Origin of the sequence: Aliiglaciecola litoralis (genome assembly GCF_039523355.1) — a bacterium.
Lineage (GTDB): Bacteria > Pseudomonadota > Gammaproteobacteria > Enterobacterales > Alteromonadaceae > Aliiglaciecola > Aliiglaciecola litoralis.
The window spans coordinates 179,306-203,457 of record NZ_BAAAFD010000004.1 but is presented as its reverse complement, the minus strand read 5'-3'; the positions used below and the strand labels follow the sequence as shown (position 1 = coordinate 203,457).

The window sequence follows — 24,152 nt, the reverse complement described above, 5'->3', positions numbered from 1 at the left end:
TGTTATTTGATTTTCAAATTAATAAGCGTCGATTGAACCTAGCTCAGGTACACCGAGTATCTCTTCGGCAATTCCAGAATTATTTACCCGTCGATCGAAGTACTCAAAAATAAACGCTATACCAATGGAAAATATCAACGCACCGATAACCGCAATAGCGATAAAAAATAACCTCGAGCGATCTGGTCGTACCGAGGGCGTCGACATCTCGACAACCCGCACATTGATTAAGTCAGCATTGGCTAATTCTTTGAGTCGCTCCTCATCATAACGACGCTTGTATGCCTGATACAGCGACTCTTCTGTTGCAATATTAAGCCGCATCTGCGTAGTTTTAGAGAGATTTAGCTCTAGCTTACGCAGCTGGTTATCTAAGGTTTCAATTTCTTGTCTAAATGATGCTAGCTGTTGGCGTTGACTTTTCACTTTTTCGTGCTCTGCGGTAAAACGCAACAATAACTCAGCTAGGGTTTGCTCGGCTGCAGCAATACGCTCTTGAAACGCGGCTTTTTGTAAAATCAAACTTCGGCGTTGTTCTGTCGCAGCAGTGACATCTTCAGACTGATTAATAGACTCAAGTTGGTCCCTATGCTGGTCGAGTTGTTGTCGCAATTGCTCCATTTGTTTTCTGTAAACTTCCGCGGTGCCGCGAGGGCGATATAACTCTACATGATGATCGATATAGGCTTGCACAATCGCGTTAACCATATCAGACGACCACTTAGGATCCTCATCTGTATATTTAACATGAATAATGCTTGAGCTCACAAGCGCTTTAACGCTGACATTCTTTTTTAAATATCGGATCCAGTTGTCACGTTTAGTGGATTTGTCTGCCAGCCCAAGAGTCTCAAGTCCGGCGCGAAAAGATTTTTTAATATCGCGCACAATGCTTGGTTTCTCAGGACGTTCATGGGGCCTAACCTTATCAACCGCGTTGGCGATTACGGTGTGAGATAAGATGATATCAACTTGGGTGTTTAACACATCCAAAGTCTGCATCCCCGGAGCGATGTCAGAGCGCATCATAGGGGCACGATTATGCTCCACTAATATTACCGCCTTGGCAGTGAATGGTTGAGGAGTAACATATTGCAATACAATAGTTACCAACATAATGAACAAGAACATGGCAATGATTCGGCGGTGCCACTTAAAAAGAAAAATAAATATGTCACGTTTTGTCACAGCGCTGTCCCACAAGTTCTATTGCTGGCATTCATCAGGTAATCATCCGATAAACGAAATTAGGAATCGGTCTTTCATGCTTATTCATTATAAAACCACTCAGTTTGCAGCCACATCGGTCAATAGTCCGCTTAAAGTGAGATAACATTTCTTGAGTAGTATGATTGCCATCAAGTACCAAGATTAAATCGTCAAGTTGCTCTATCCAACCCAATGGAGCTTCAGTGCTCCACGCTCCAATATCGACAATAATGGTTTCATAGCTTTGCTTTAAACTCGGCCAGCACACTGCAAATTCTGCGCTGCTACAGGTGAATGCATTGCCAACTGGGGCTATTGTTAACAGTGGCAATCCAGGTGAGTTTGTACTCACAACGTAATCTTCTATATTCGGTTCTGGAGCCCGAAAGTCGATCGAAGCAACGTGCTTTGACTCACACTTCAGAACATCTGCCACACGGAATTCTGAAGGATTAGCGTCAATAAGCAACGTACTTCCCGGAGCCCGAAGATGTGTCGCTAACGCCAATCCTATCGCGGTAGTTGTCACACCTTCACCTGAGGTTCGAGATAATAAACCGATTACCTTAGCCTGATGATTTTTGCCAATTATATTCTCAGATAGCAATTTTAATCTTAGGTGTTGATAAGCCGTATTATTGGCCAGATCGTCGACGGAAAGAGATTTTCTGGCCATTAATTGTTACTTCCATCGTTAATTGAATAGGAGAACCCCACGCCAAATTGCAGCGGTATCATTTTACGAATGTACTGTTCTACGAATTGGTTGGCTTCGGCAATACCCGTTTTAGGTACGTAAATAATGTCACTGGGTAATAGTTCAAACTGATCACTGGCGGACTCTCCTTTATCTAGTCGAGCTGCTAAATCAATCGACCAGTTCAAATAGGTGTTATCAGCTTGACGTCTAAATAATCTGACATCGGAGCTTTCTGCTGTCGGTATCAGGCCACCAGCAGAAGCAACGGCCATCAAAGGACTGTACGGCATAGTGTATGGAACTGGTCCAGGGCGAGTCACTTCTCCAATCACATACACCACAGGAGGCGCCCTTTCCAATAATCTCACCATCACATACAGGCGCTCACCGTATTGCTCGTGATACTTTTGCTTAATTGAACGGCGTAAATCAGACAAGGTTGTTTGGACATTCACGGGCTCTATAAAGGGCAGATCTATGGTGTCTGAATGACCAATGATAAAGCGAAGTGGAACATATTGACCGTTGCGACTAACTAACTGTAGTAAAGGTGTGATTGGGTCCTGACTCTGCTCAACTGAGACGACAACTTTTGGTTTTACAATATCTTCGCTTTTATAAGCATTTCGCAGTATTTCTCCAAGTTGATCAACCCCCATCTGGGCGGCTTTAATACGCCCAATAAGCGGTACCGAGATATAACCGTCTTGCAATACCACCACTCGCTCTTTGGAGAGTGATGGGTGGTCCATCACATCAACTCGCAAGATATCTCCTGCTGCAATACGGTATGGCGTTTTGATCAAATCGCTTGAGCCCACAAAGCCAACATCAATCACATCACCGTTTTTCAAAATAGGCTCACTTGGTGCTGGAGTGGCGGCAAGTACTTTTTCTGCCGACGCCATGGGAATGGGTGAGCGACTGCTACAAGCGGTCAAGACCAGCAAAAAAGCACTCATAAAAATCAGCTGTATAATCTTTATAAAATTGACATTATTCAATCTCATTTCGCCTCTACTAATTTATTCAACTTCTTTATTGTTAATATCGTATTTAAACAATTTGAAGCCTGAATAAATGATTATTCTCAAGCCTCTATGCATTTCACATCAATTAGTTGATTAACTGGTATTGCATATTCACTTGTTCCAATTCCACGACAATAGCCACACACCCTAGGCTGTTTTTTATGACTAAAAGAATCACGTATTTCATTCATATGCTGGCTATGCCATATCTCTGCAAATGACTGCTTATAAATGTTACCGATAACGTGTTTGACAGAGCAGCACAGCCCAATATCACCATTTTGCTCTACTTGAATTTGCCCTGTCCAAGGCGCTAAACACGATCCTCGCGGCCGAGAAATGGGGAAAATATTCTGTTTTACGATTTTGTTGCTAAAACGATTAGCAACGTCTCGCAAACCCGCATTTACACCTGACCAATAATTCATGCTACCTGAGCCAATATTGATCCCCAACTTTGCGGCCTGTTCTTTTAAAGTCGGCAAGCGTTTGTTGAAACGAGCAGATACGGTGGAATTAGCCTGTTCGAAATGTGAAAACTTTTCATCCTTCTCATTCCTACGAGTCCCGAAAATAGTGCGCTTATTAGGATGTAAGCACATAAACCTTACTTCTTTTATGCCTAATTTATATGCCAAATTTATAAATTGCTCTGTTTCGTCTACGTTGTCTTTCATAACAATAAAGCTTAACCAAAAAGTATTCTCTTTATGGCCTTTTTGGTGAGACAAATCGATCAGGCGACCAATTTTTTTAATCGTTTTCTCAAAATCATTATCCATCACCCGTTTATAGGTTTTAGCCGTACCTGCATGAATAGAGAAGCGCAAGTCTAGTTTTACATCAACCAATCTATTTGTTAGGCGTTGATTTAATGGAAACCCAGTAGTATTGCAGTGCAAAAAACTACCGTTTTCATTTGCAATTTCAATGTACTTATCCATTTTTCGACTAAGTAATGCTTCGCCATTTCCATGAATTGCTAGAGTTTCTACGTACTTAAAATAAGGATTAAGTTTATCTAGTATTTCATCTGGCATTTCCGATGGCCTTCTTCCATAAGTTTTCGGTACCGTGCACATAATACAATCGTAAGGGCAGCCTCTTTGCGACTCAAGATACATAACCGCTGGAAAACTTTTTACAGCCGGGACCAGGGTTGCTGCTTCAGTGGCAAGTAACTCTCGATGGTCATGTGAATTTAACATTCGCTTTAACTCCCTTTTTGCAGATAATCCAAAGTGCGTCTTATACCTTCCTCCAGACTTACTCTTAATTGGTAAAACTTCAGCTGTTTTGTGTTGTCTCCTACACGATAAAACACCCCTTCAGGCTTGCTTAAATCGTTTTTCAGTTCCAACTCCACGCCACTGATGTCTTGAATCTTTTGTGCCAAACTGAAAAAGCTGGTGCCTATGGCACTGGAAATATTGATCGACTCGCCAGGTTCCATGAAATCGATAGATTTCAAAACAAATTCCACTATGTCATCGATGTGCACAAAATCACGAGCTTGCTCGCCACTGCCCCAGATAACCATAGGATTTTCTCGGTCTAATACGCGCTTACAAATGCGCGGAAAGGGATAACTCAAATCCTGATCTTCTCCGTAACCAGAGAAAGGACGGTAGTTCAATACTTTCATGCCATAGCTCTGAACGCAGTATTGAGCCAAAAACTCGGCCGTGAGCTTAGACCAGCCATAAGTCATATCGGGTACACCGATATCCTTACTAAAATCGATCATATCTTCACTTAACAACGTTTGGCTTTGGGATGTTTGAAAGTGGATTGGATACGCAGCTGAAGAACTAAAATTTAAAACAACTTGAGGTGCAGGCGATAAACGTGGCAACCAATTGAAAAACATTGCATCAATTGCTAGGTCTGTAGCTACTTTTAATGGATCACCTTCGATGGTCATTCTGCCACCAACTACCGCGGCCAAATGCAAAATTAAATCAAATGATTGCGTAGAAGATGCAAAGTACTGCCGAGCATCCTGATGAATAAAAGTAAATTTTCCTTTCGGTTTAATAAAAGCAGGCCAATTATCTGGATGCATGCCAGTCGACAGATCATCCACAATTGTGACCTGATATCCTCTATTGACTAACTCTGCCGCAAAATGTCTGCCAACAAACCCACAACCACCTGTTATTAATGCCGTTTCCATAATATTCCTTTACTGTTTTTTTGTTATCAGGTCTTTGTTACATCTACTTGGTCTTACAATCTAAAATTGAATATTCTTTCAAACCCAATCTTTGAGCGAGGCTCATATAAAAAAATTGGGGTAAATATTTAGCATAACGGCTACCTAGACGTTTTGGCTCTTTTGCTGCTCTGTGCAACCATTCAAGGCCATGGTCTCGCATCCATTTCGGGGCTCGATTTACTCTTCCACTATGGAAATCAAATGCGGCACCCACAGTGATAACAACGCCAACATCTAGCTTATGAATGTGATCTTGTAGCCAGAAATGTTGCTTGGGTGTACTGATTCCAATCCATAACACATCAGCTTTTGATTGATTGATCATATCAATCTCTGCCAAATCTTCGGCTTCGGTGAGTTTTCTAAAAGGTGGAGAATGTGCACCACAAATCGTGATCCCCGGAAAACGTTGCTCGAGTTTGCCAGTGAGCAGAGCGGGGACTTCTTCGGCGCCGCCATATAGAAAGTGCCTAGTACCTTTAGCCACACTCTTTTCGCAGGTTGCCAACATTAAATCAGGGCCAGTGACCCTGCCACTTTGCTGCATTCCACGCGAACGAATACTCCACACGACAGGCCAACCATCGGCAGTGGCGAGATCGGCTTGATTAACAATATCGCGGAAACGCGGGTCGTGTTGCGCAATAACCACATCTTGGGCGCTGTTTACGCAAACATATTTAGCGGGACGAGAATGTGCAAAAAATAAAATCTTTTCAACAGCGGCGTCAAACTCGATAGGATCTATCGCGAGCCCCATAATATTGGCTCGCACTCTGTGGCTTAATTGTTCCATAATATTCGCTTACTATTTCCTGTTTGCTATTGATTCAGAAGCGTTTTATTTGTTTGCAGGACTATACCGACACCATTAACTGTATAAAAACCAGCCTACAGAAGTACAAATTATAGTCAACTTTTTAACACCTGTGACATTAATAAATGAAATTTTGTGGAATTGAGAATGCGCCCTTAATAATCAGCCTATGATAGAGCTAAGCAGTTCAAGTGATTTGGGAGGATATTAATCCTCAAAACCGATAAACGATTTTGCTGCTATGATTTTAGCTAAGTTGTGATTGCAAAAAGATGGATCTGATGACTCAAGCAAAGAAACTTCGAGTAGCGTTTATGGCACCGGATTTAGCCGGTGGTGGTGCAGAACGTATTCTTATCACTTTCCTGGAATGCCTTAACCGCGAACACTTTGAGCCCATGCTGGTTTTATGTGAAAAAACGGGGTTTTATTGTCAATCAGTACCTAAGGATGTGCCGGTATTTAGTTTAGAAAAAAAGTCTCGCTGGAGTTTCCTAGCCTTAATATGGCGTTTCAAAAAATGGCTTAAGTACAACCGCCCAGATATCGTCATTAGTTTTTTGTGGTATGCAGATGCCATCCAATTGCTTGGTAAAACGGAAGGTTCTCATAAGTCAATCTGCAGCTTCCATACTGTTCCGAGCGAAATAGCCAGAGATCGTTTAGGCTGGCTTAAAATCAAGCTTCTTAAGTCTCTTTATGCAAGGACTGACCGAATATTGGGAGTCTCAAAATCCGTCGTCGATGAAATTAATCAGTTGTTGTTAAATGGGGAATCCGCCAAAACCTTCGTGCAGCACAATCCCTTTGAATTCGATTTTATTCTTAAAAGCGCGGAGCAAAACCAAAGTAGTTGGTCTCAAGAGCAAAAAGGCAGAATAGTCTTTGTTGGACGGCTTGAATGGGTTAAAGGACCTGACCTTTTTTTAGATAGCCTTGCGTTACTGCCAAAAAGACTTGAATGGCGTGCCAAAATCATTGGCACCGGCAGTATGCATAATGCACTGCTGCAACAAGCTGAATCATTGGGAATATCAGATAAAATTGATTTTGAAGGCTTTGTTAAGAATCCGTTTCCACTTATTCAACAAGCCGATTTATTGGTCGTAACTTCAAGGTTTGAGGCCTTCCCTAGTGTTATAGTTGAGGCACTTTCATTGCAAACCTGCGCGATTTCTTTCGATTGTCCAACAGGACCTGCTGAGTTAATTGATAATGAAAATGGCGTATTAATAAGTCCTGGCAACATCAATGCACTTGCAGAAGCAATTCAGGCGCTAATTGAGAATCCGCAATTAGCTGGAACTATGGCTCAAAAAGGACCTAACTCGGTAGCGCATTTAGCCAGTGACAAAGCGACAATCATGCTAGAGAAGCATTTGGCTCAAACTGTAAATTCGTGAATTCTAATTAGGATACAAATAAATGTTTTAATTTTTTCCCAGTACTGGCAATGTCTATCTTCAACTTGTCCAATACTGGATGCAGCCCCTCTTGGCTGGGGGTTAAACCCACTTTTCGTAATTTTCGATTCAACTTGTGAAGTAACAGTGTTTGTTCGACATCTGGAGTAACCAGTGAAATGGTGTAGGACAAACTAAAGCCTTTAGAGCCTGTGCGCACCCAATGTGGGGACATAGGTGGATGGTAGATTAAATCACCGGGCTGCAAATCTAACTCTATCGCACGCTCCTCAAACTCAGGTACATAAGTTTTAAGCATCGATAGTTTGTCTGACGCAAGTAACTCTCTGGCCTCGCTAGGAAATGTTTCAAAATCCATTGGTGGAAAGCTATGCATCACTTTTTCGCCAATGACTTGAAGTAAAAAGTTATGTTCAGGATCAGCATGAAATGGCGCCGTAGCACCAGGCGTGGAAACAAATAACCCAACACTGCTGTGACGCAGCAATTCAGGATTAAAAACAGGTACGCTATTCGACACTTTATCGATAAACGCTTGTTTAAATTGGCGATAAACAGGTAGGTGTTCGTCCAACTGAATTGCTTGAAGGTGAATGTTGCCTGCGCCGCTTTCAAGCTTAGTTACCAAATCAGGCACTTCAGCAAGCGTTAATCGTTTAATATTGGAGTTAGCCGGATCTGCAGAAGTCACTCTGACAAACACGTTTGACGCCGGCATTTCCCGCAACAATTTGTCGATCACGCTTAGGTCTAATGGCAATTTGGACAAGTCCATCCATTTACGATCAAAATTAACTGGATGTACGCCCCACCCCTCAGCTAAATTACTTATTCTTTCCATAGTCTTTGCATTGTTAATTTCAATTTACGTAAAAGTATAACGAGTGTTTTGGAGTTTTGTATATATTTTAAACGAATGTGAGTGGATCGCCATTTAGCTCCTGAGACAATCTGAGGCGGCAAAGTTTGAGAAAGCGGATTTTCAGACTACGGATTTTTCGCCAAAAATAAAAAAGGGCTTGTAAAAACAAGCCCTTGATAATTTTAATCTACAATTTTTATTTATGTATTCCTCAGAACGGTAAACAACCAAAAAAACTGTATACTCATTCGTGTGTGTGTGTTTTAGCCACTGTATGCATTGCTAGTCCTAATAAGTATAAAAACCTGTATGTGAATTATCTTCATTTCAAAAGAATGCTTACACCATGTGTAAAGTTAACAGGAATATATTTAAAATGACTATACAATTAACTAGGTAATTTTATTATCTTCCAATAGATATATGGTCTCACGGTTAAAGTGTAAACCGAGTTAATTCACTAATTTTAGATTCTAACTTGGTAATTATTTGTTCTAGCTCTACTTTCGCTTCACTTTCTAACCCAAGGCACGTACTGATTCCATCAACATTAGTGCTTTTACGCTCATGAAGATCAAGACGATAATCACCGTCTTGCATGGCATTTACATATGAATGAAAATGTAATGAATCGCCAGTAAGCGCAGTATCAGAGATATGACTAAAAGAAAATTCTCTTTTCATATAATCAAGCAAATGATTTTGAATTACTAGAACTAAATGCTTGTTTAAGTGTTCAAATGTTCCTAACTTATGATGCATTTGTACAAGAATCGTTTTTGCTGTCATTTTCCAGTTCATACCGAAAGGTTTCTTGGATTCTAAATCCAAAGAGTGAACTTCAATCCCTTTAGAGTTTACAAACCGTTGTCTAAACGGCCAAACTGTACCAGTAGTATCAAGGGTTTGAAGTTCAATCCCAACAAAATCTTTTACTTTATTATGTCGTACAGAAACGAGAAAATAATCAACACTACCACCTGGAATACCAACTTCAGGAACTATGTGTAGTTCATTACCAGGTTCGTGGAGATTTAAGAGGTGAATACAATCTGTAAAAATTTGTTTTCTTTCCAATAAACGATGTGGGCAAATAATAACGTTGTTATTTTCTTTTCCATAAGTTACTGAACACGTTCCAATAGTCTTTTTAGGCTCGCTTTTCCTGTTTTTTACGCATTTACGATTAATGTAACTGCATTGCTGAGAATTGAACAATTCACTCCAATCTATATCTTTCGAAATTGAGTAACCATAAAGTTCAGCGACATTTTTTTGACTAGACATTATCAAATCTTTCCTTAGCTAATTCTATATATTCATCAGAAATATCAATTCCGATAGATTTTCTGTTTAATATTTTTGCAACGTATAGAGCAGTGCCTGTACCAGCAAAAGGATCTAAAACAATGCCGTTTTCAGGGCAAGTAGAAAGTATTGGCATTTTGCATAAATCTTCAGGAAATGGGGCATAATGCTTGACACGTTTTTGAGTATCTTCAGGCACAATATCCCAAACATCGGAGGGCTTGCTGCCCTTTGGGTTGTATTTAAGAAAATAATAACCTTTGTCCCTTAGTTCTTTTGCTCGACCTGAAACCTTCTCAGAATCGGAATGTGTTCCCCGCTGGTTCCCACGGATTACCATTCTAAAGTCTGATAATTTCCCTTCTGAAATCAATTTTAAAATTTCATCTAATGCTTTTGTGGCAGTTATTTTTTCTTGGTCAGTTAATTCTGTAGAAAGCTCAATATGCCTTCTATATCTCACACCAGAGACCCCTGTTCCAGATACTACAGCTCCATTAACAATTTTTGAATCTCTTGGTTTTTTACGAATTGCATCGACATTGTAATAATACCCCTTTGGTTTTTTTACAAAGTGAAATACATTTTCATGTATATTTCTTAATTTATCTTTAGAGTTACAAGGCGAACCTTTTAACTTGTTCCATATAACGCTGTTCCTAAGTATCCATCCTTGTTCATCACAAAGTTTTAAAGCGACACGCCACGGTATACCAAGCAGTGACTTGGCTTTATAGGAATCTCCAAGATTCAGCCAAAAAGAACCCTCATCCTTCAATACTCTGTGTAGTTCTTGAAAGATTTCACATAAATTATCGATGAACTCTTCTGGTTTTTTTTCAAGGCCGATCCCCCCGCCAGCGTACTCCCTCTGCCCCCAATACGGTGGACTGGTGATACACATATCTATGCACTTATCAGGAAGCATCTGTAGTGTATACAATGAGTCACCCTGAAACATAAGTGGTTCAATAGTATCTGCTTTTTGATAAGTTAAAACTTGTTTTTCAATGGTCATATTCTACTTCAAGTAAAAAGTTTATGTTCTAAACACATCCCTCCCTCAAGGCTAATAGATTTTAGTAAAACTAGATTTAGGGGGTGAAACGAAATTATTTATGGGGTAATATTTTTGGCTGAATTATATAATATTATGACTTAATCAGATAGTGGCAATTCTGTCTATATTATCATGAATAGAGCCTAGTATCTTGTTTGCTAAATCAGCCTTTCTTTCATCTGAATGAACTGTACTTATAGCATTATTAAATAATATTTCCGAACCTATCAATACGACTCGTTTTTGTGCTCTAGTAATGGCGGTATATAGCATTGTCCTGTCCATATATTTCGCCTGAAAAACAGGAATGATGACAGTAGGGAATTGTGAACCTTGGCTTTTATGGATAGTCATTGCATATGCATGAGATAGGTTATCTAACAAATCATCCGTAATTTCTGTTACCACACCATCATCCCATTTTATCTGACCAAAACTTGAAATCATTTTTTTATTATCATTAATTTCAAGTTCAACCTCTTTAGTCTCTTTATAACAATCTACTATTTCACCAATGGAAGCATTCAATACATCTAGATCATACAAATTTGCAGTACACATAACTTTGTCTGAAAGCCTAAATCCAGTGAATTCAAAAGCATCATAATACTCATTGTAAGCCAACAGCTTTTTTGACTCATTCAAGCTAGAACATTGCTCATTTATGGCATCTGCCATCTTCCTTGTCGCACATATGATTTGTGTATTATGAACATCTTCTTGATAAACACTTAAAACGTCTTGCAATACTTTCTTTCTTGAATTGCTGTTGATAAAAGTGATGTCTGGAAAATCCAATAGAGGAACAATACCGTTTCGAATATCTTGTGTAACAGCAGGGATATTAGACTCTTTTCCTTGTCTTTTAACTTCAGTCAAGGTTGTGCTTTGTATATCTGGTACTTTTAGCAGTTCATGTAAAATCAATCCATAGCCCACTGGTGGCAACTGCCCATCATCCCCAATTATAATTAATCGAACATTTTCTGGCAAAAAACTAAGCAATTTATACATTGAAAGTAAATCAACCATTGAGCTTTCATCTATCACCAGAACAAGCTTGTCAGGGTTTATATCTTTACGATTAAAACGTTTGATAAATCTAGCTATAGTAGAAGCTTCTCTACCAGTTGCTTCTGTCATCTTTTTTGCTGCTTTTGCAGCTAATGCAACTTGAACAGAAGTTATGCCAGCATCATCAAAGACATGATAAATACAATCCAACACAGTAGTTTTGCCAACACCAGCACCACCATTGATTATATATAATCTATTATGAGCAACATTTAAAACGGCTTCTTTTTGACTTGCTGTTAAACAAAGCTCATTTTTAGATTCATAGGTAGAAATAATTTCACTGATATTTGAATCTGACAACTCTAGCTGTATAGGGGTATTCAATAAATATCTGAAACGATTAGCTATGAAGGTTTCCATAAGATAAGAACCATTTGACTGATAATTACCATTGGCAAGCAAAACATAATTATTGTTTTCATAACCACCTTGCAATGCCAATGTAACAAGTTCATCTTCTGGTATGAATGTTTCAATCTTTTTGCGTAAAGTATCGTGATCAGATACCACGCTGTTACTATTTAAAATTTGGTACAGTGCCTCTTCTACGGTAGCGGCTAATCGTCTATGATCATCATAAGGGATACCATATTGCTTGGTTGCGATTTCATCACATTTTTCAAAAGATATGTTGAAAGCCAAAAGCCTATAAGGATCATCTTCAATTTTTGCCTTTGTATCGCCTTTATAATACCTTGTAATACGAAAGGACTGTGACGCTGTGAGCTTTAACTTGCTACAAAATAGCAGGGCATCAGTATGGGCATATAACTCCCATGCTTCAATTAGGCTTTCAGCAATAGGAAGTGACAGCACTTTTACTAATTCATCAATCTCACCTTGATCTAAGATGCTGTATAATTTTTCACCAAACCTTTCCCATAGCCTTGCTGCTTTGCGTTCACCAATGCTTTTAAACTTATTGCTGTTAGCAAGTAATTTAATAATCAAAGAACCTGTTGAACGGACTAGTGTGAAATTAGTTGTTGTGACAAATCTTCGGTTGTAGCTGGAATCGTTTATGGTGACTTGCTTTTCAAGTAACGTTTCAGGAACGATCCTGCAAATTGCGCCAGAATCTAATTCATCATATGCAGCATGATCATTAGCCAGCAATTCAATAATATAGTGTGTCTTATTATCAACCTTACTCCACGTTTCAGGCTGAACTTCTACAGCAAAAAAAACTATCTTATCTTTTCTAAAACTTGGTTTCTTTGTTATCCGAAGAAAAAGTGGCTCGGTTTGAATATCTAAATTACTCATCTAGGCATTCTTCCTGTGTTTTCTAAAATAGCCTCCATTGCTTCATATCGTGCCAATTTGTTCTTGGCATCACTTAGCCCTGCCTGTAACTCTGAAACTTTATTTTGCAACTTCCTATTTTCTTCATGAAGCTTACCTATTTCCCTATTTGATCTATCCCTTTTTATTGCCGATGATACAGATGTTGATGATTTTTCTTCATATGGCAAACGGTCTATTATGTTGTTATTAAACAACTCAATAGCAACCCGCTTAATTTCTTTTTTCAAATGCTCATTTTGATACACAGCACTTCTTGAAAGGTCACATTCATTTGCAATTAACTTTAGATTTAAAGCGCCATTGTCACAATATTCATGCCAATCATTATCACTTTGCATAGCAACAAAGGATAAGAATTTATCAACTGAGAGCCGAGCTTTAGCGCTGATGTTGTTGATTATTTACTTCCTTTTTTTCGCATCGTAGTTTTAAAGCTTTCTGGAATTGGCATGTTCATTTTTTCAGGAGTCAGTCCTACAGATTGAGCGTTATACAGCCAATTTATGTACTTACTATCATACTCTTCAATAATTTTATTTGCCTTACTTAGCTTATTGATAAGCTTTGCATTTTCAGTAGTTAAAGTTTCAATCCTTTCCGCATCAGTTATGATTGTTTTTGATTCATCTTTCGATGATTTATAAGCATCTGCAATAACTTTATTACGTGACAAAGCAGCACGAGTGTATCCAAAATGTTCTGAAATCTGTTGCCATGTTATCTTTCCATTTCTTGATGCAGTGATTTCAATATAATGAACGATTCCATTTTCAATTTCAGGTGTTATATATCTATTCGGTTTCATGATAATAACCCTTTAGAGCCTGAATTATTTTCTTCTTCTAATGCTAAACAGCTATCATTACCTTCTGGAAATATCTGAACGGTATCACCAACATCAATGTTGTTATCATCTTCAATGGATAAAGCTTTTACACAACCATCATGCAAGTCTTGATGTGATAGCAACCAGTTGTTTGAACCCCAATATTCCTTAGCTACAGACTCTTTGGCATGTATAAGGTGTTTTTTTTCTTGTTCTATAATTCGATTAAGTTCTTTAATTTCAATCTGATCACCTTTTGTTCTGGTATAGCTAGAACAACCTCGCAAACACGCATAATGCTTACCACATGGTGAATCTGCAAAATCATGCTTACAAAGCCCTATAGACGTTACAAGGGTTGTTGATAAGTTTTGTATCGCCTCAAGAGCTTCTTCGCTATCAACCAAAGTAAAGTTAACCATTGCTTCAACAGCTTGATCTTCAGTAATTGAATTGGCGGCAAGAATTTGCTGAGCATTATCCATAACTATCTTAACTTTATTTGTATGATCATAAGCCTGATTATCTGCTTGATAATTTCGTCCAAAATAACGTGCAATTTCTAGTTCAGTAATACCCTCATGCAACTGACAAATTGTGTTTAGAAAGTGCCTGAATTGATGGGATGTTACAATAAATGCCTTATCATCAATAAGTAGGTTCTTACGCTCAAAAATAGACTTTATTTCAGCAGTATTAGTTATGCGACCTGTCATAAAATCGCTATATGGCGTATGAGCAATCAATCTAAAATCCCATGAATTAGAAGACTTTATTTGATGTTCACGCTGATGTTGAGTAATAAATAACATTTCTGATAAACACGTTGATGTGGTCTTTGACTTTAACTCAAGCCATAGTTTTCTTATGCTTGAGGCCGCTAAATCAGAAGTGACAGCTTGTAATTCTTCTGCAAGAAAAGAATTATTATCATCTTCATCTTTTTTTACTTTCACACCCAATTTTCTCAATCGAGTGGCAGCATTACTGCGACTTGAAGCGAATAATGAATAAACAGCTTTATCACTTGCTAAACATTCACCAGATATTTCATCAAAAAAATTATAATAACTATTATTTTCAATGTCTTTTATAACTTTTCGAACAGGAATTTGGTAATCGATTACAAAATCTATCGCTGGCTTTATTATGCTTACCATCGATTTTGCTATAACTTTTGAAAATACACACTGTGACTTTTTGGAAAAATACTTCAATTCCCAAAATTTGTATGTTTCTAACGCTCCTGTTAACTGATTAAGCTCTTCGATTTCTTTCTCATACAAGCAATCAACAGATAAACTGATAACTTCGTCAAACCTTAATCCTGTTGCAAATAAAATCTCTGTTATCGCATGATACAAGCGATCTGCACCTTGTAAATCCATGTTGGTTAATTTGGCTACAGCCATTAAAACTGCTTGTGTTGGTAGCTTTTCGCTTCGCTCCGTAATAGATTCAGCATCCATCTTTGTATCTGATTCAGTTTGAACCTGCGATCTTTTAAGTGAGGATTTGAACTTAATTTTTACGTCAGCTAACCCATGTTTATCAATGAATTTAGAGATTTCATTTAGGTGAGTACCAATACGATATGCTGTTGATAATTCAAGTTTATTAACTGCTTTTTGTAAGGCATCACTAAAAATACGGCTAGTTAAAGATGATGCTGGTAGATTTCTTTTATGTAGCTCATTATCTAAATATCGGTATACACCGATTTTGATTTGCAGATTACCTACTGTTTTTACTTTCTCAATCTGTTTTGCACAAATATGGCACTTAGCTATTTCACTCAATGAAGAAGAATGGAAGGGAAGCATATCTTCCAAAGCTTGTTTTACTCTATTCGGTAAACCATTGTCTTGAGTGAAATATAAACGTTTTTTGGATTGTGCTTTTCTGGCGGTGTCTTGAACAAATCCAGTTACATTCCAAACAAAATTTGACCAATCGACAGTTTTGAACGGAAATACGTTTTTATAATGTTGTACTAGATTATCTAGGTTTCTATCAGAATCATCTAAGCTTTTGGGCAACATAATTACATTATTCATAGTCACCAGCCTCAATCACTTGAATTAGCGCACCAGCAGCAATAAAATCTTTATGTTGTGCTAACTGTAAGGCGTGGTTTTCACCAAAAGTCTCTTTGGCATTGATAGTCAATGATTCCAAAATTGCAGAGTGGTCAGCATCTTCAAATGCTTCTAAAGACTTGCATCCATAGCAACTTAGAGGGGGATTTAATAGACACAATTTACCACTGCCACATGAACCAATTAGGATTAGCTTTGAATTTTTTGTAGGAGCAAAAATAGACTGACCTTTGAGACTTTCTTCACCTTCTTTGATAATTTTACCTGCAAAAGCATCTAAGATATCACTAGCTTCTTGCCGTAGAATTACATCTATTTTTTCGGCTACTGAATGTGTTTGGCGGTAATAAACACCTAGTTGTTGAAGGTCTGAATGATCCATAAGGTGAGCAATGACTTTCATAGACACCCCCCTTGCTACTAACGATGAGCAATATGTTTTTCTAAGTCTTCTTAGTGTTACTTTAAAATCTAGATCCAGTTTTTTTGTTACCGCTAAAATTCTCGCAGATAAAGAGTTTCCTGTTAATGTTTTATTAACAATTTTTGTACTATGTGGCTTGAGCAAAAATAGCAAGTGATGTTCGTCAATATTATGAACAATATCAAATGAACGTATTACACCAATCAAATATTCAATCTGTTCACCCAACCTCTGAGTGATTGGTCTAGTGACTGTTTGGTTATTTCTACTCTGACCACGTTGTTTAGCTCTTGGAATTTTTAAAAAATAGACTGTTTTTCCATCTTTCACATTTTTACCAAAATGCTTGCCTTTCAATTTTCGTACTTGAATATCTCTTGCACCTGTTAACTGACCAATCCGCAATGCAATAAAACCTTGAAGCTCAATGATTGACAGGGATTTATAATCAAAAGCTCCAACAGCGTCTTTAAACTTTCGCTGTTCAGATAATGTTAAACAACCTCTATCCTTCATTTCAACAAGGACATCTAATCCTTTGTTTCCTGATCCAAACTTCATTTCATCGAGATAAAAATCAACAAAATCTTGATCAAAATAAGGCATTCCTTCATCAGCAAAAAAACGATAGATGACCCTTAAAGTGGACTTTAATTCTGGTCTTTGTGAAATATTGTTTACGACATCTACGTAAATTCTCTTAATCTGTTCTTCAATTGAATCGCTACTGCTATTATCAACCTTGATATGAGTTTTAATATTAGTGCAGAAATTAAATACTGTGACTTCGGCATATTTTGTTATTGCATATGAAAAAAAAGCTTTAACATGTTCAACCAATGCGTCATCAATCAACCCAAAATTAATTTTTTGTCTCTCTTCCTTCAAGTGAATGAAATCTTGCGTTAAGTCGTAACGATCACCAGCCAAACTGATGGGGTAGAGTTCGTATGAAATGGTTTCGACAATATCATCTACAGTGAAATTGACTGATTTAATATTATTATCAATCACTTATACATATCCCCATCTATTTCATCTTGAATACCTGTAATCACAGAAAACACCTGTTCTTCAGTGGCTAATTTTTCATAATTTTCACTGGTTCTTGAATTACGGCTCCAACCCCCTAACGAATTCTTTAATTTAGCCTTCAGTGCATCATCGTACTTATGTCTAAACATATACCTGTCAAGATTTTCAAATCTAGTATGTCGTAAAGTGTGTGATGATAATTTGGTGATATCTGGAATCGCTTTTTTTATTGTTTCAAAGATGTTGTTAAATGAACTGATTGAAAGCGGTAAAAATGGTGCTTTGCTTGATAAGAATAAAAACGGCGGCTGCTTTTTTGCCTCTTCGTCTTTACTTCGAATAATTTTATACTCATCAATTAACTCTGCCAACCTCTTTGAAATGGGGATCACTCTCTCTAAAGTCTTGATTACGGGTATAATTTTTCGAGGATCAGAATATCTTATGTTCTGCTTGATGGAGATATAAGGCTTATCAACTTTTGTATGGCAATTTTCAATTATTAAAGATAATAACTCACCTTTGCGAATCCCTGTTTCATAAAGCATGAGTATAATCAGCTTATTTCGAATCCGTGTTGGTTCATTCCAATTCAAAAACCCTTTTACATAGAGTGCCTGAAATATCGAGGCTTGCTGGAGTTCCGTTAATCCATTATTTGTAGAAACGTGCTGACCAGAAATCTTTCTCTTATTCAATCGCTTAAGTAATTTTTCGAATAATATTTTATTATTTCTTACAGATGGATTGTCTAATCGGATTCTAGATAAGAATTTGTTATTCAAATATTCGAAGTAGGTTTCACAAACAGCAAGGCGAAGGTTGAAATAATCTACAGCCACTTGTTCTGTATTCAATTGGAAAATGTTATCAGCAAGTTTAGGTGTTGATTTTTTATGCAAATGCGAAATCAGAGAATTAAAAAGTCCATCTTTTGAAAGACATGTTGTTGCCATTTCTTCTTCTAATGATATGCCACGCGATGTTGCCCATTTTTCAATGTGTATAATAACTCCTGCTCTAAGTGTTATTGTTGAATCTGCATAACCACGCAATTCTTCCATCACAAAGAAATTCAATCGATCAATTGGCAAACCATCATCATCAACAATGAGCGCAATTCGTTCATTTTTCCCTGTCACTCTTGCTTGCCTTACTCTCAAATTGCTCTCCATGATAATAAAATGATAAGTCTGTTTATGTTAAAACGAGTATACACTTTTACCAATAGTAGTTTATAAAAATAAGTTTTGCCAACACACTCCTTGTATATACATAGTTTAAAAACAAAAAACCCTGAATTAACAGGGTTTTATATAGACTTTGCTTTATTTGAATATACAACTAAAAAGTTGGAATTTTAGAACGGAATATCGTCATCGAAATCGAAATCAGGTTCAGCCATGGGAGGCTGCTGTGCTGGCTTACCACCTTGATTTGCGGGCGATTGCGCTGGCGCATTGCTTGGTTGCTGATAGTTTTGTTGAGGCGCATTTTGCGCTGGACGCTGCTGACCTTGATTAGCTTGACCTTGATTAGAATGGCCTTGATTGTAACCGCCGCCTGAATTATCGCCCTGACCACCACGACCACCTAACATTTGCATTTGGTCAACAATAATTTCAGTGGTGTATTTATCTTGACCTTGCTGGTCCTGCCATTTACGCGTTTGCAGTTTACCTTCTACGTAAATTTGTGAGCCTTTACGCAGGTACTCGCCGGCAATCTCAGCCAAACGTCGGTACATGGTCAATCGATGCCATTCAGTACGTTCTTGCATTTGACCCTGTTGATCTTTCCAGCTTTCACTGGTCGCTAAGCTTAAATTGGCAACAGCGTTTCCATTAGGCATATATCTGACTTCTGGATCTTGTCCAATATTACCCACTAAGATGACTTTGTTGACGCCTTTTGTTGCCATGATAACTCCTGAAATTACGTAATAATCTTTTAAGTCGATTGCTCTATGTTGGGCGTTAATTCGGCAATTTATACGCTACGATTAAAAATCCGAATGATTAGATTATTTAATCGGTAATTTACCTACCCATCACTGTCAATGCGACATCTATTTGTTCATAAAACGAACAAAAATAACCATTGTTTGCATCGCTATAGTGTATAACGAATAGCTATGCTTTTGCTATTCGTGCACGCAGTTATTTACCTCGCGAGCCCAGACAAATTTAAAATAGCCTGATTTCGAAACACTTTGATTTTAGTGTGCCACATCCTAGCGCTAAAGAGGTACAGAATTGGGTCTAGATTTAAGCACCAACGCTATGTTCAGCTGCAAGCTGAAATAGGGTTTGAAAATTTGAATGGCGCATTAATGTAGTGGTACTCGGTAGCGCTAGATAGTATCAGCTAAGTGCTGAGCGGCTTTATAGTTGAATTCTTTTTCGGTCTTAAAGTAATAAGTGTTCTCAAGGTCAACATAGCGCACTTCAATCACCCCGGGCAAAGCGCTAAGCTGTTTGTGCAATACCTTATGCTTGTTATTGTCTGCTTTGCGGACAATCAAACTGTAGCGACGAACATGCTCGGTGGCCTTTAACCCAGCGACAACCAACAGCCATATGACACAGATTGCAACCCCGAACCACAACACTTGGCTAGGAGTAAAATACTGATTCAACCAACCTGCAATCACGCCACCAGCAAATGCACCGAAAAACTGGAAACTCGCGAACATGCCCATTGCTGAGCCTTTTTTGCCGGCTGGAGCAATACTCGACAGCCAAGCGGGTAAGTTAGCTTCAAGGTAATTAAAGCCACTGAAAAACAGCACCGCAAATAGCGAAATCATTAGCGCGCTGGACACACTAGAGATACCAATACAGGCAACAATGAGCAAGCCAATCGATATCAACATCAGCATTTTTCGTGACACTTTTCGATTCAGACCCATCAATATCGTCAATCCAACAATTGATGAAAGGAGAATGGGCCAGTAGAGCTGCCAATGCTGATCAATAGGTTGCCCCATCTCTACCAACATAATTGGAATTTGCATAAAAAACAGGGTAATCAAACAGTGCAGAATACACACACTGATATTCAGACGTTTAATTTGAGAATTAGCCAGAAGCGCCCGAAGATCTCGCCAAGAAGGCAAGGTATCGCCACTTGGAGCCTGATGTTGGGCATTTGGTACTACAATCCAAACCAGCGGTAAGCATAATGCCGCCAGTAGCGCGGTTATGAGAAAAATCCCAGATAAGCCCCACTGTTCTGCAATCATTGGCCCCAACAATAACGCCAGATAAAATGAAAAACCAATGGCAATACCAATGATCGCCATAACTTTGGCTCGCTGTGACTCACGGCTTACATCGGCAGCCAAGGCCATAATTGCGCCGGCAATGGCGCCTGCACCTTGCAATAGCCGCCCCACGACTAACATCCACATACTATCCGCGTAACCGGCAACTAAACTGCCTAAACAGAACATTAGGAGCCCGGCTATGATGATCGGTTTTCTGCCAAACTTGTCTGACAACATGCCCATCGGAATTTGTAATAGTGCTTGAGTTAAGCCATATCCACCAATTGCTAGTCCTACAAGTAACACCGAATAATCCGCAAAGTTTTGCGCCATCACTGCCAGTACAGGCATGACCATAAAGAGCCCGAGCATTCTGAGCACGTAAACCAAGGCAAGGGAGATAGCAGCGCGTAGTTCGATTGAGTTCAAAACAGGTTATGCGTCTTTTGTTTAGGGTTGAGTTACAAATCGCGCGAAGTTTAGCACAGCAAAAACAATCGCCCAACAGATGAAACTCGGTATAAACCCAGCTTTGCTGTTTGCTTTTTCTGGCGAATGCTTTTTTTACCTGTTTTTTACGATGCCAATAGAGCAAAAATGTGGTTTGTGTAATAATTGATCTTTTGGCGCAACAGTATAATCGGGAACCATGGATAAAATTGAAGTACGCGGTGCACGCACTCACAATCTGAAGAACATCAATGTCACGCTTCCACGCGACAAGCTGATTGTTATCACCGGGTTGTCTGGCTCTGGGAAATCATCATTAGCCTTCGATACTTTGTATGCCGAAGGTCAACGTCGATACGTTGAATCCTTATCAGCCTATGCGCGACAGTTTTTATCGATGATGGAAAAACCCGATGTGGATCACATTGAAGGATTATCACCGGCAATTTCCATTGAACAAAAATCCACCTCACATAATCCACGTTCAACGGTAGGCACCATTACCGAAATTTACGATTACTTACGTTTGTTGTTTGCCCGCGTAGGTGAGCCTCGCTGTCCTACCCATGATGTCCCCCTTGCCGCGCAAACTGTGAGCCAAATGGTTGACCGAGTGCTGGAAATGCAAGAGGGCGAAAAACTCATGTTGCTTGCGCCCGTAGTGCAAGAACGCAAAGGCGAGCACATTAAAATGCTCGAAGGTTTAGCAGCACAAGGGTTCATTCGAGCGCGTATCGACGGTGAGGTTTGTGACCTATCTGATCCGCCTGAATTGGATCTACACAAAAAACATACCATTGAAGTGGTCGTTGACCGCTTTAAAGTGCGCGACGATTTAGCCTTGCGTTTATCAGAATCATTTGAGACTGCGTTGCAGCTGTCTTCTGGCACTGCCAAAGTTGCCTTTATGGACGATACGGATAGAGAAGAACTGGTTTTTTCAGCTAATTTCGCTTGCCCCCATTGCGGTTATAGTATGGCGGAGCTCGAACCACGGCTGTTTTCCTTCAACAATCCAGCTGGGGCATGCCAAACCTGTGATGGGTTGGGCACAAAGCAGTTTTTCGATCCCAGCCGTATTGTCGGTAATGATGAATTAAGTCTATCCGGTGGCGCTATCCGTGGATGGGACAAACGTAGCTATTATTATTTCCAGATGTTGCAAGCGGTCGCGGATCACTACCAATTTAGTTTAACCGCACCTTTTAGTGAGCTTGATAAGAAAGCCAAAGATGTCATCTTATTCGGCAGTAAAGGCACCGCGATTAAATTCAAATACATTAATGATCGTGGCGACATTATGGAGCGCAAGCACCCATTTGAAGGGATCATTCCCAACATGGAGCGGCGCTACCGAGAAACGGAGTCTAATGCTGTACGTGAAGAACTCTCCAAATATTTAAGTCAGCAACACTGTAATAGTTGTGGTGGAGCGAGGCTGCGATTAGAAGCACGAAACGTGTTTATTCAACAAACCACCTTGCCAACTATCACTGAAATGTCGATTGCCGAGGCGCTAGAGTTTTTCGCAGCCTTGAAGCTAACGGGACAGCGGGCGCAAATTGCCGAAAAGATCCTCAAAGAAATCAGTGATAGATTGACTTTTTTGGTCAATGTTGGACTTAATTACTTATCCATGTCGCGCAGTGCTGACACCTTATCGGGCGGCGAAGCTCAGCGTATTCGCTTAGCCAGTCAAATTGGAGCTGGGCTGGTTGGCGTTATGTACGTCTTGGATGAGCCCTCAATTGGTCTTCATCAGCGCGATAATGAACGACTGCTAAAGACCCTCAGGCATTTACGTGATTTGGGTAATACCGTGATTGTGGTTGAACACGACGAAGATGCGATTAAAGAAGCCGATTATATTCTCGATATTGGCCCAGGTGCAGGTGTCCACGGTGGTGAAATCGTCGCTCAGGGTTCACTACAAGACATATTAGACAGTGAAGACTCACTTACTGGGAAGTATCTGTCTGGTAGAGAAAGAATTGAAATCCCGGAAAAACGCAATCCAGTGAAAGATGACAAGTGGGTTAAGCTTACCGGCGCCTCGGGCAACAATTTACAGCATGTCGATCTGCATATTCCAATCGGCTTGATGACCTGTGTGACCGGCGTTTCAGGTTCTGGCAAGTCGACCTTGATTAACGATACCTTTTATAAACTAGCTCACCACGAACTTAATGGTGCGACCACAGGTGAAGCCGCGCCTTATAAAGAAATCACTGGGTTGGAAATGTTGGATAAGGTGGTCGATATTGACCAAAGTCCAATTGGACGTACCCCTCGTTCAAATCCAGCCACTTACGCTGGTATTTTCACACCAATTCGAGAGATGTTTGCCAATACCCAGGAATCTCGCTCTCGTGGATACAAACCAGGTCGATTTAGTTTCAACGTTAAAGGCGGACGCTGTGAAGCCTGCCAAGGCGATGGTCTAATCAAAGTGGAAATGCATTTCCTACCGGATGTTTACGTGCCTTGTGACGTGTGCAAAAGCAAACGTTACAATCGAGAAACCTTAGAAGTGACTTATAAAGGCAAGAATATCAACCAAGTGTTGAATATGACGGTTGAAGATGCCCGTGAGTTTTTCGATGCCATCCCGGCTATTTCACGTAAGTTGCAAACCCTGATGGACGTAGGCTTGTCGTATATTCGATTAGGGCAATCAGCGACTACCCTTTCAGGTGGCGAAGCGCAACGGGTCAAGCTGGCAAAAGAATTGTCGAAGCGTGATACGGGTCAAACCTTGTATATATTAGATGAGCCCACAACAGGACTGCATTTCCACGATATTAAACAGTTACTGCAGGTTTTGCATAGACTGCGCGACCATGGCAATACGGTGGTTGTGATTGAGCATAACCTTGACGTGGTGAAAACCGCTGACTGGATTGTAGACTTAGGTCCTGAAGGCGGATCCGGCGGTGGCCAAATTATCGCCCAAGGAACACCTGAAGACGTGTGTAAGAGTAAAAAATCTCACACCGCACACTTCCTGGGTCCCATGTTAGCAAAAGCAAAATAAAG

General features: G+C 39.4%; 19 protein-coding genes. 2 read left to right on the top strand and 17 right to left on the bottom strand.

Features of this window, described 5'->3' with window-relative positions:
• Positions 1 to 18 precede the first annotated feature (18 nt).
• The 6 genes from ABD036_RS09390 to ABD036_RS09365 form a co-directional block, all read right to left on the bottom strand.
• Positions 19 to 1,188, bottom strand: coding sequence for a GumC family protein (locus ABD036_RS09390; protein ID WP_343859084.1), 1,170 nt, complete (start codon positions 1,186 to 1,188; stop codon positions 19 to 21).
• A gap of 34 nt (positions 1,189 to 1,222) precedes the next feature.
• Complete coding sequence (locus ABD036_RS09385) at positions 1,223 to 1,885, bottom strand: P-loop NTPase family protein (RefSeq protein WP_343859082.1); 663 nt, start codon at positions 1,883 to 1,885, stop codon at positions 1,223 to 1,225.
• Positions 1,885 to 2,871 carry a polysaccharide biosynthesis/export family protein gene (locus tag ABD036_RS09380; RefSeq protein WP_343859080.1) on the bottom strand — a complete coding sequence of 329 codons (987 nt, stop codon included), beginning with the start codon at positions 2,869 to 2,871 and terminating at the stop codon, positions 1,885 to 1,887. Before ABD036_RS09380 ends, ABD036_RS09385 begins: the two co-directional genes overlap by 1 nt.
• A 128-nt stretch (positions 2,872 to 2,999) precedes the next feature.
• Complete coding sequence (locus ABD036_RS09375) at positions 3,000 to 4,148, bottom strand: radical SAM/SPASM domain-containing protein (RefSeq protein ID WP_343859077.1); 1,149 nt, start codon at positions 4,146 to 4,148, stop codon at positions 3,000 to 3,002.
• Between the two features lie 5 nt (positions 4,149 to 4,153).
• Positions 4,154 to 5,116 (bottom strand): NAD-dependent epimerase/dehydratase family protein, encoded by a 963-nt coding sequence (locus ABD036_RS09370; RefSeq protein ID WP_343859076.1) that lies wholly within the window; start codon positions 5,114 to 5,116, stop codon positions 4,154 to 4,156.
• 43 nt (positions 5,117 to 5,159) lie between these two features.
• Positions 5,160 to 5,954: a WecB/TagA/CpsF family glycosyltransferase gene (locus ABD036_RS09365; protein WP_343859074.1), complete on the bottom strand. Its 795-nt coding sequence runs from the start codon at positions 5,952 to 5,954 to the stop codon at positions 5,160 to 5,162.
• A 302-nt stretch (positions 5,955 to 6,256) separates the two neighbouring features.
• On the opposite strand from ABD036_RS09365, the gene ABD036_RS09360 reads away from it, so the two are divergent.
• Entirely contained in the window at positions 6,257 to 7,378 is a 1,122-nt protein-coding gene (locus ABD036_RS09360; protein WP_343859072.1) for a glycosyltransferase, read from the top strand.
• A 7-nt stretch (positions 7,379 to 7,385) separates the two neighbouring features.
• On the opposite strand, the gene ABD036_RS09355 is transcribed toward ABD036_RS09360, so the two are convergent.
• From ABD036_RS09355 to ABD036_RS09305, 11 genes are all read right to left on the bottom strand, one after another.
• Complete coding sequence (locus tag ABD036_RS09355) at positions 7,386 to 8,240, bottom strand: cupin-like domain-containing protein (RefSeq protein WP_343859070.1); 855 nt, start codon at positions 8,238 to 8,240, stop codon at positions 7,386 to 7,388.
• Positions 8,241 to 8,696: 456 nt separating this feature from the next.
• Complete coding sequence (locus tag ABD036_RS09350) at positions 8,697 to 9,548, bottom strand: NotI family restriction endonuclease (RefSeq protein ID WP_343859067.1); 852 nt, start codon at positions 9,546 to 9,548, stop codon at positions 8,697 to 8,699.
• A complete protein-coding gene (locus ABD036_RS09345) occupies positions 9,541 to 10,587 on the bottom strand; it encodes a DNA-methyltransferase (RefSeq protein WP_343859064.1) in 1,047 nt (348 codons plus the stop codon). The genes ABD036_RS09350 and ABD036_RS09345 overlap by 8 nt, the downstream gene beginning before the upstream one ends.
• Before the next feature lie 144 nt (positions 10,588 to 10,731).
• Complete coding sequence (locus tag ABD036_RS09340) at positions 10,732 to 12,972, bottom strand: AAA family ATPase (protein ID WP_343859063.1); 2,241 nt, start codon at positions 12,970 to 12,972, stop codon at positions 10,732 to 10,734.
• Entirely contained in the window at positions 12,969 to 13,352 is a 384-nt protein-coding gene (locus ABD036_RS09335) for a hypothetical protein (protein ID WP_343859061.1), read from the bottom strand. Before ABD036_RS09335 ends, ABD036_RS09340 begins: the two co-directional genes overlap by 4 nt.
• Before the next feature lie 59 nt (positions 13,353 to 13,411).
• Positions 13,412 to 13,819: a hypothetical protein gene (locus ABD036_RS09330; protein WP_343859060.1), complete on the bottom strand. Its 408-nt coding sequence runs from the start codon at positions 13,817 to 13,819 to the stop codon at positions 13,412 to 13,414.
• On the bottom strand, positions 13,816 to 15,897 hold the full coding sequence (locus ABD036_RS09325) for a hypothetical protein (protein WP_343859058.1): 2,082 nt from the start codon (positions 15,895 to 15,897) through the stop codon (positions 13,816 to 13,818). The genes ABD036_RS09330 and ABD036_RS09325 overlap by 4 nt, the downstream gene beginning before the upstream one ends.
• On the bottom strand, positions 15,890 to 17,377 hold the full coding sequence (locus ABD036_RS09320; protein ID WP_343859056.1) for a tyrosine-type recombinase/integrase: 1,488 nt from the start codon (positions 17,375 to 17,377) through the stop codon (positions 15,890 to 15,892). The genes ABD036_RS09325 and ABD036_RS09320 overlap by 8 nt, the downstream gene beginning before the upstream one ends.
• Positions 17,374 to 18,561: a tyrosine-type recombinase/integrase gene (locus ABD036_RS09315; protein WP_343859054.1), complete on the bottom strand. Its 1,188-nt coding sequence runs from the start codon at positions 18,559 to 18,561 to the stop codon at positions 17,374 to 17,376. The genes ABD036_RS09320 and ABD036_RS09315 overlap by 4 nt, the downstream gene beginning before the upstream one ends.
• A 197-nt stretch (positions 18,562 to 18,758) precedes the next feature.
• Positions 18,759 to 19,319, bottom strand: coding sequence for a single-stranded DNA-binding protein (locus tag ABD036_RS09310; protein WP_343859052.1), 561 nt, complete (start codon positions 19,317 to 19,319; stop codon positions 18,759 to 18,761).
• Between the two features lie 432 nt (positions 19,320 to 19,751).
• Complete coding sequence (locus ABD036_RS09305; RefSeq protein WP_343859050.1) at positions 19,752 to 21,095, bottom strand: MFS transporter; 1,344 nt, start codon at positions 21,093 to 21,095, stop codon at positions 19,752 to 19,754.
• Positions 21,096 to 21,315: 220 nt separating this feature from the next.
• Here ABD036_RS09305 and uvrA point away from each other — a divergent pair, with 220 nt between their 5' ends.
• Positions 21,316 to 24,150 (top strand): excinuclease ABC subunit UvrA, encoded by a 2,835-nt coding sequence (gene uvrA / locus ABD036_RS09300; RefSeq protein WP_343859048.1) that lies wholly within the window; start codon positions 21,316 to 21,318, stop codon positions 24,148 to 24,150.
• Positions 24,151 to 24,152 lie beyond the last annotated feature (2 nt).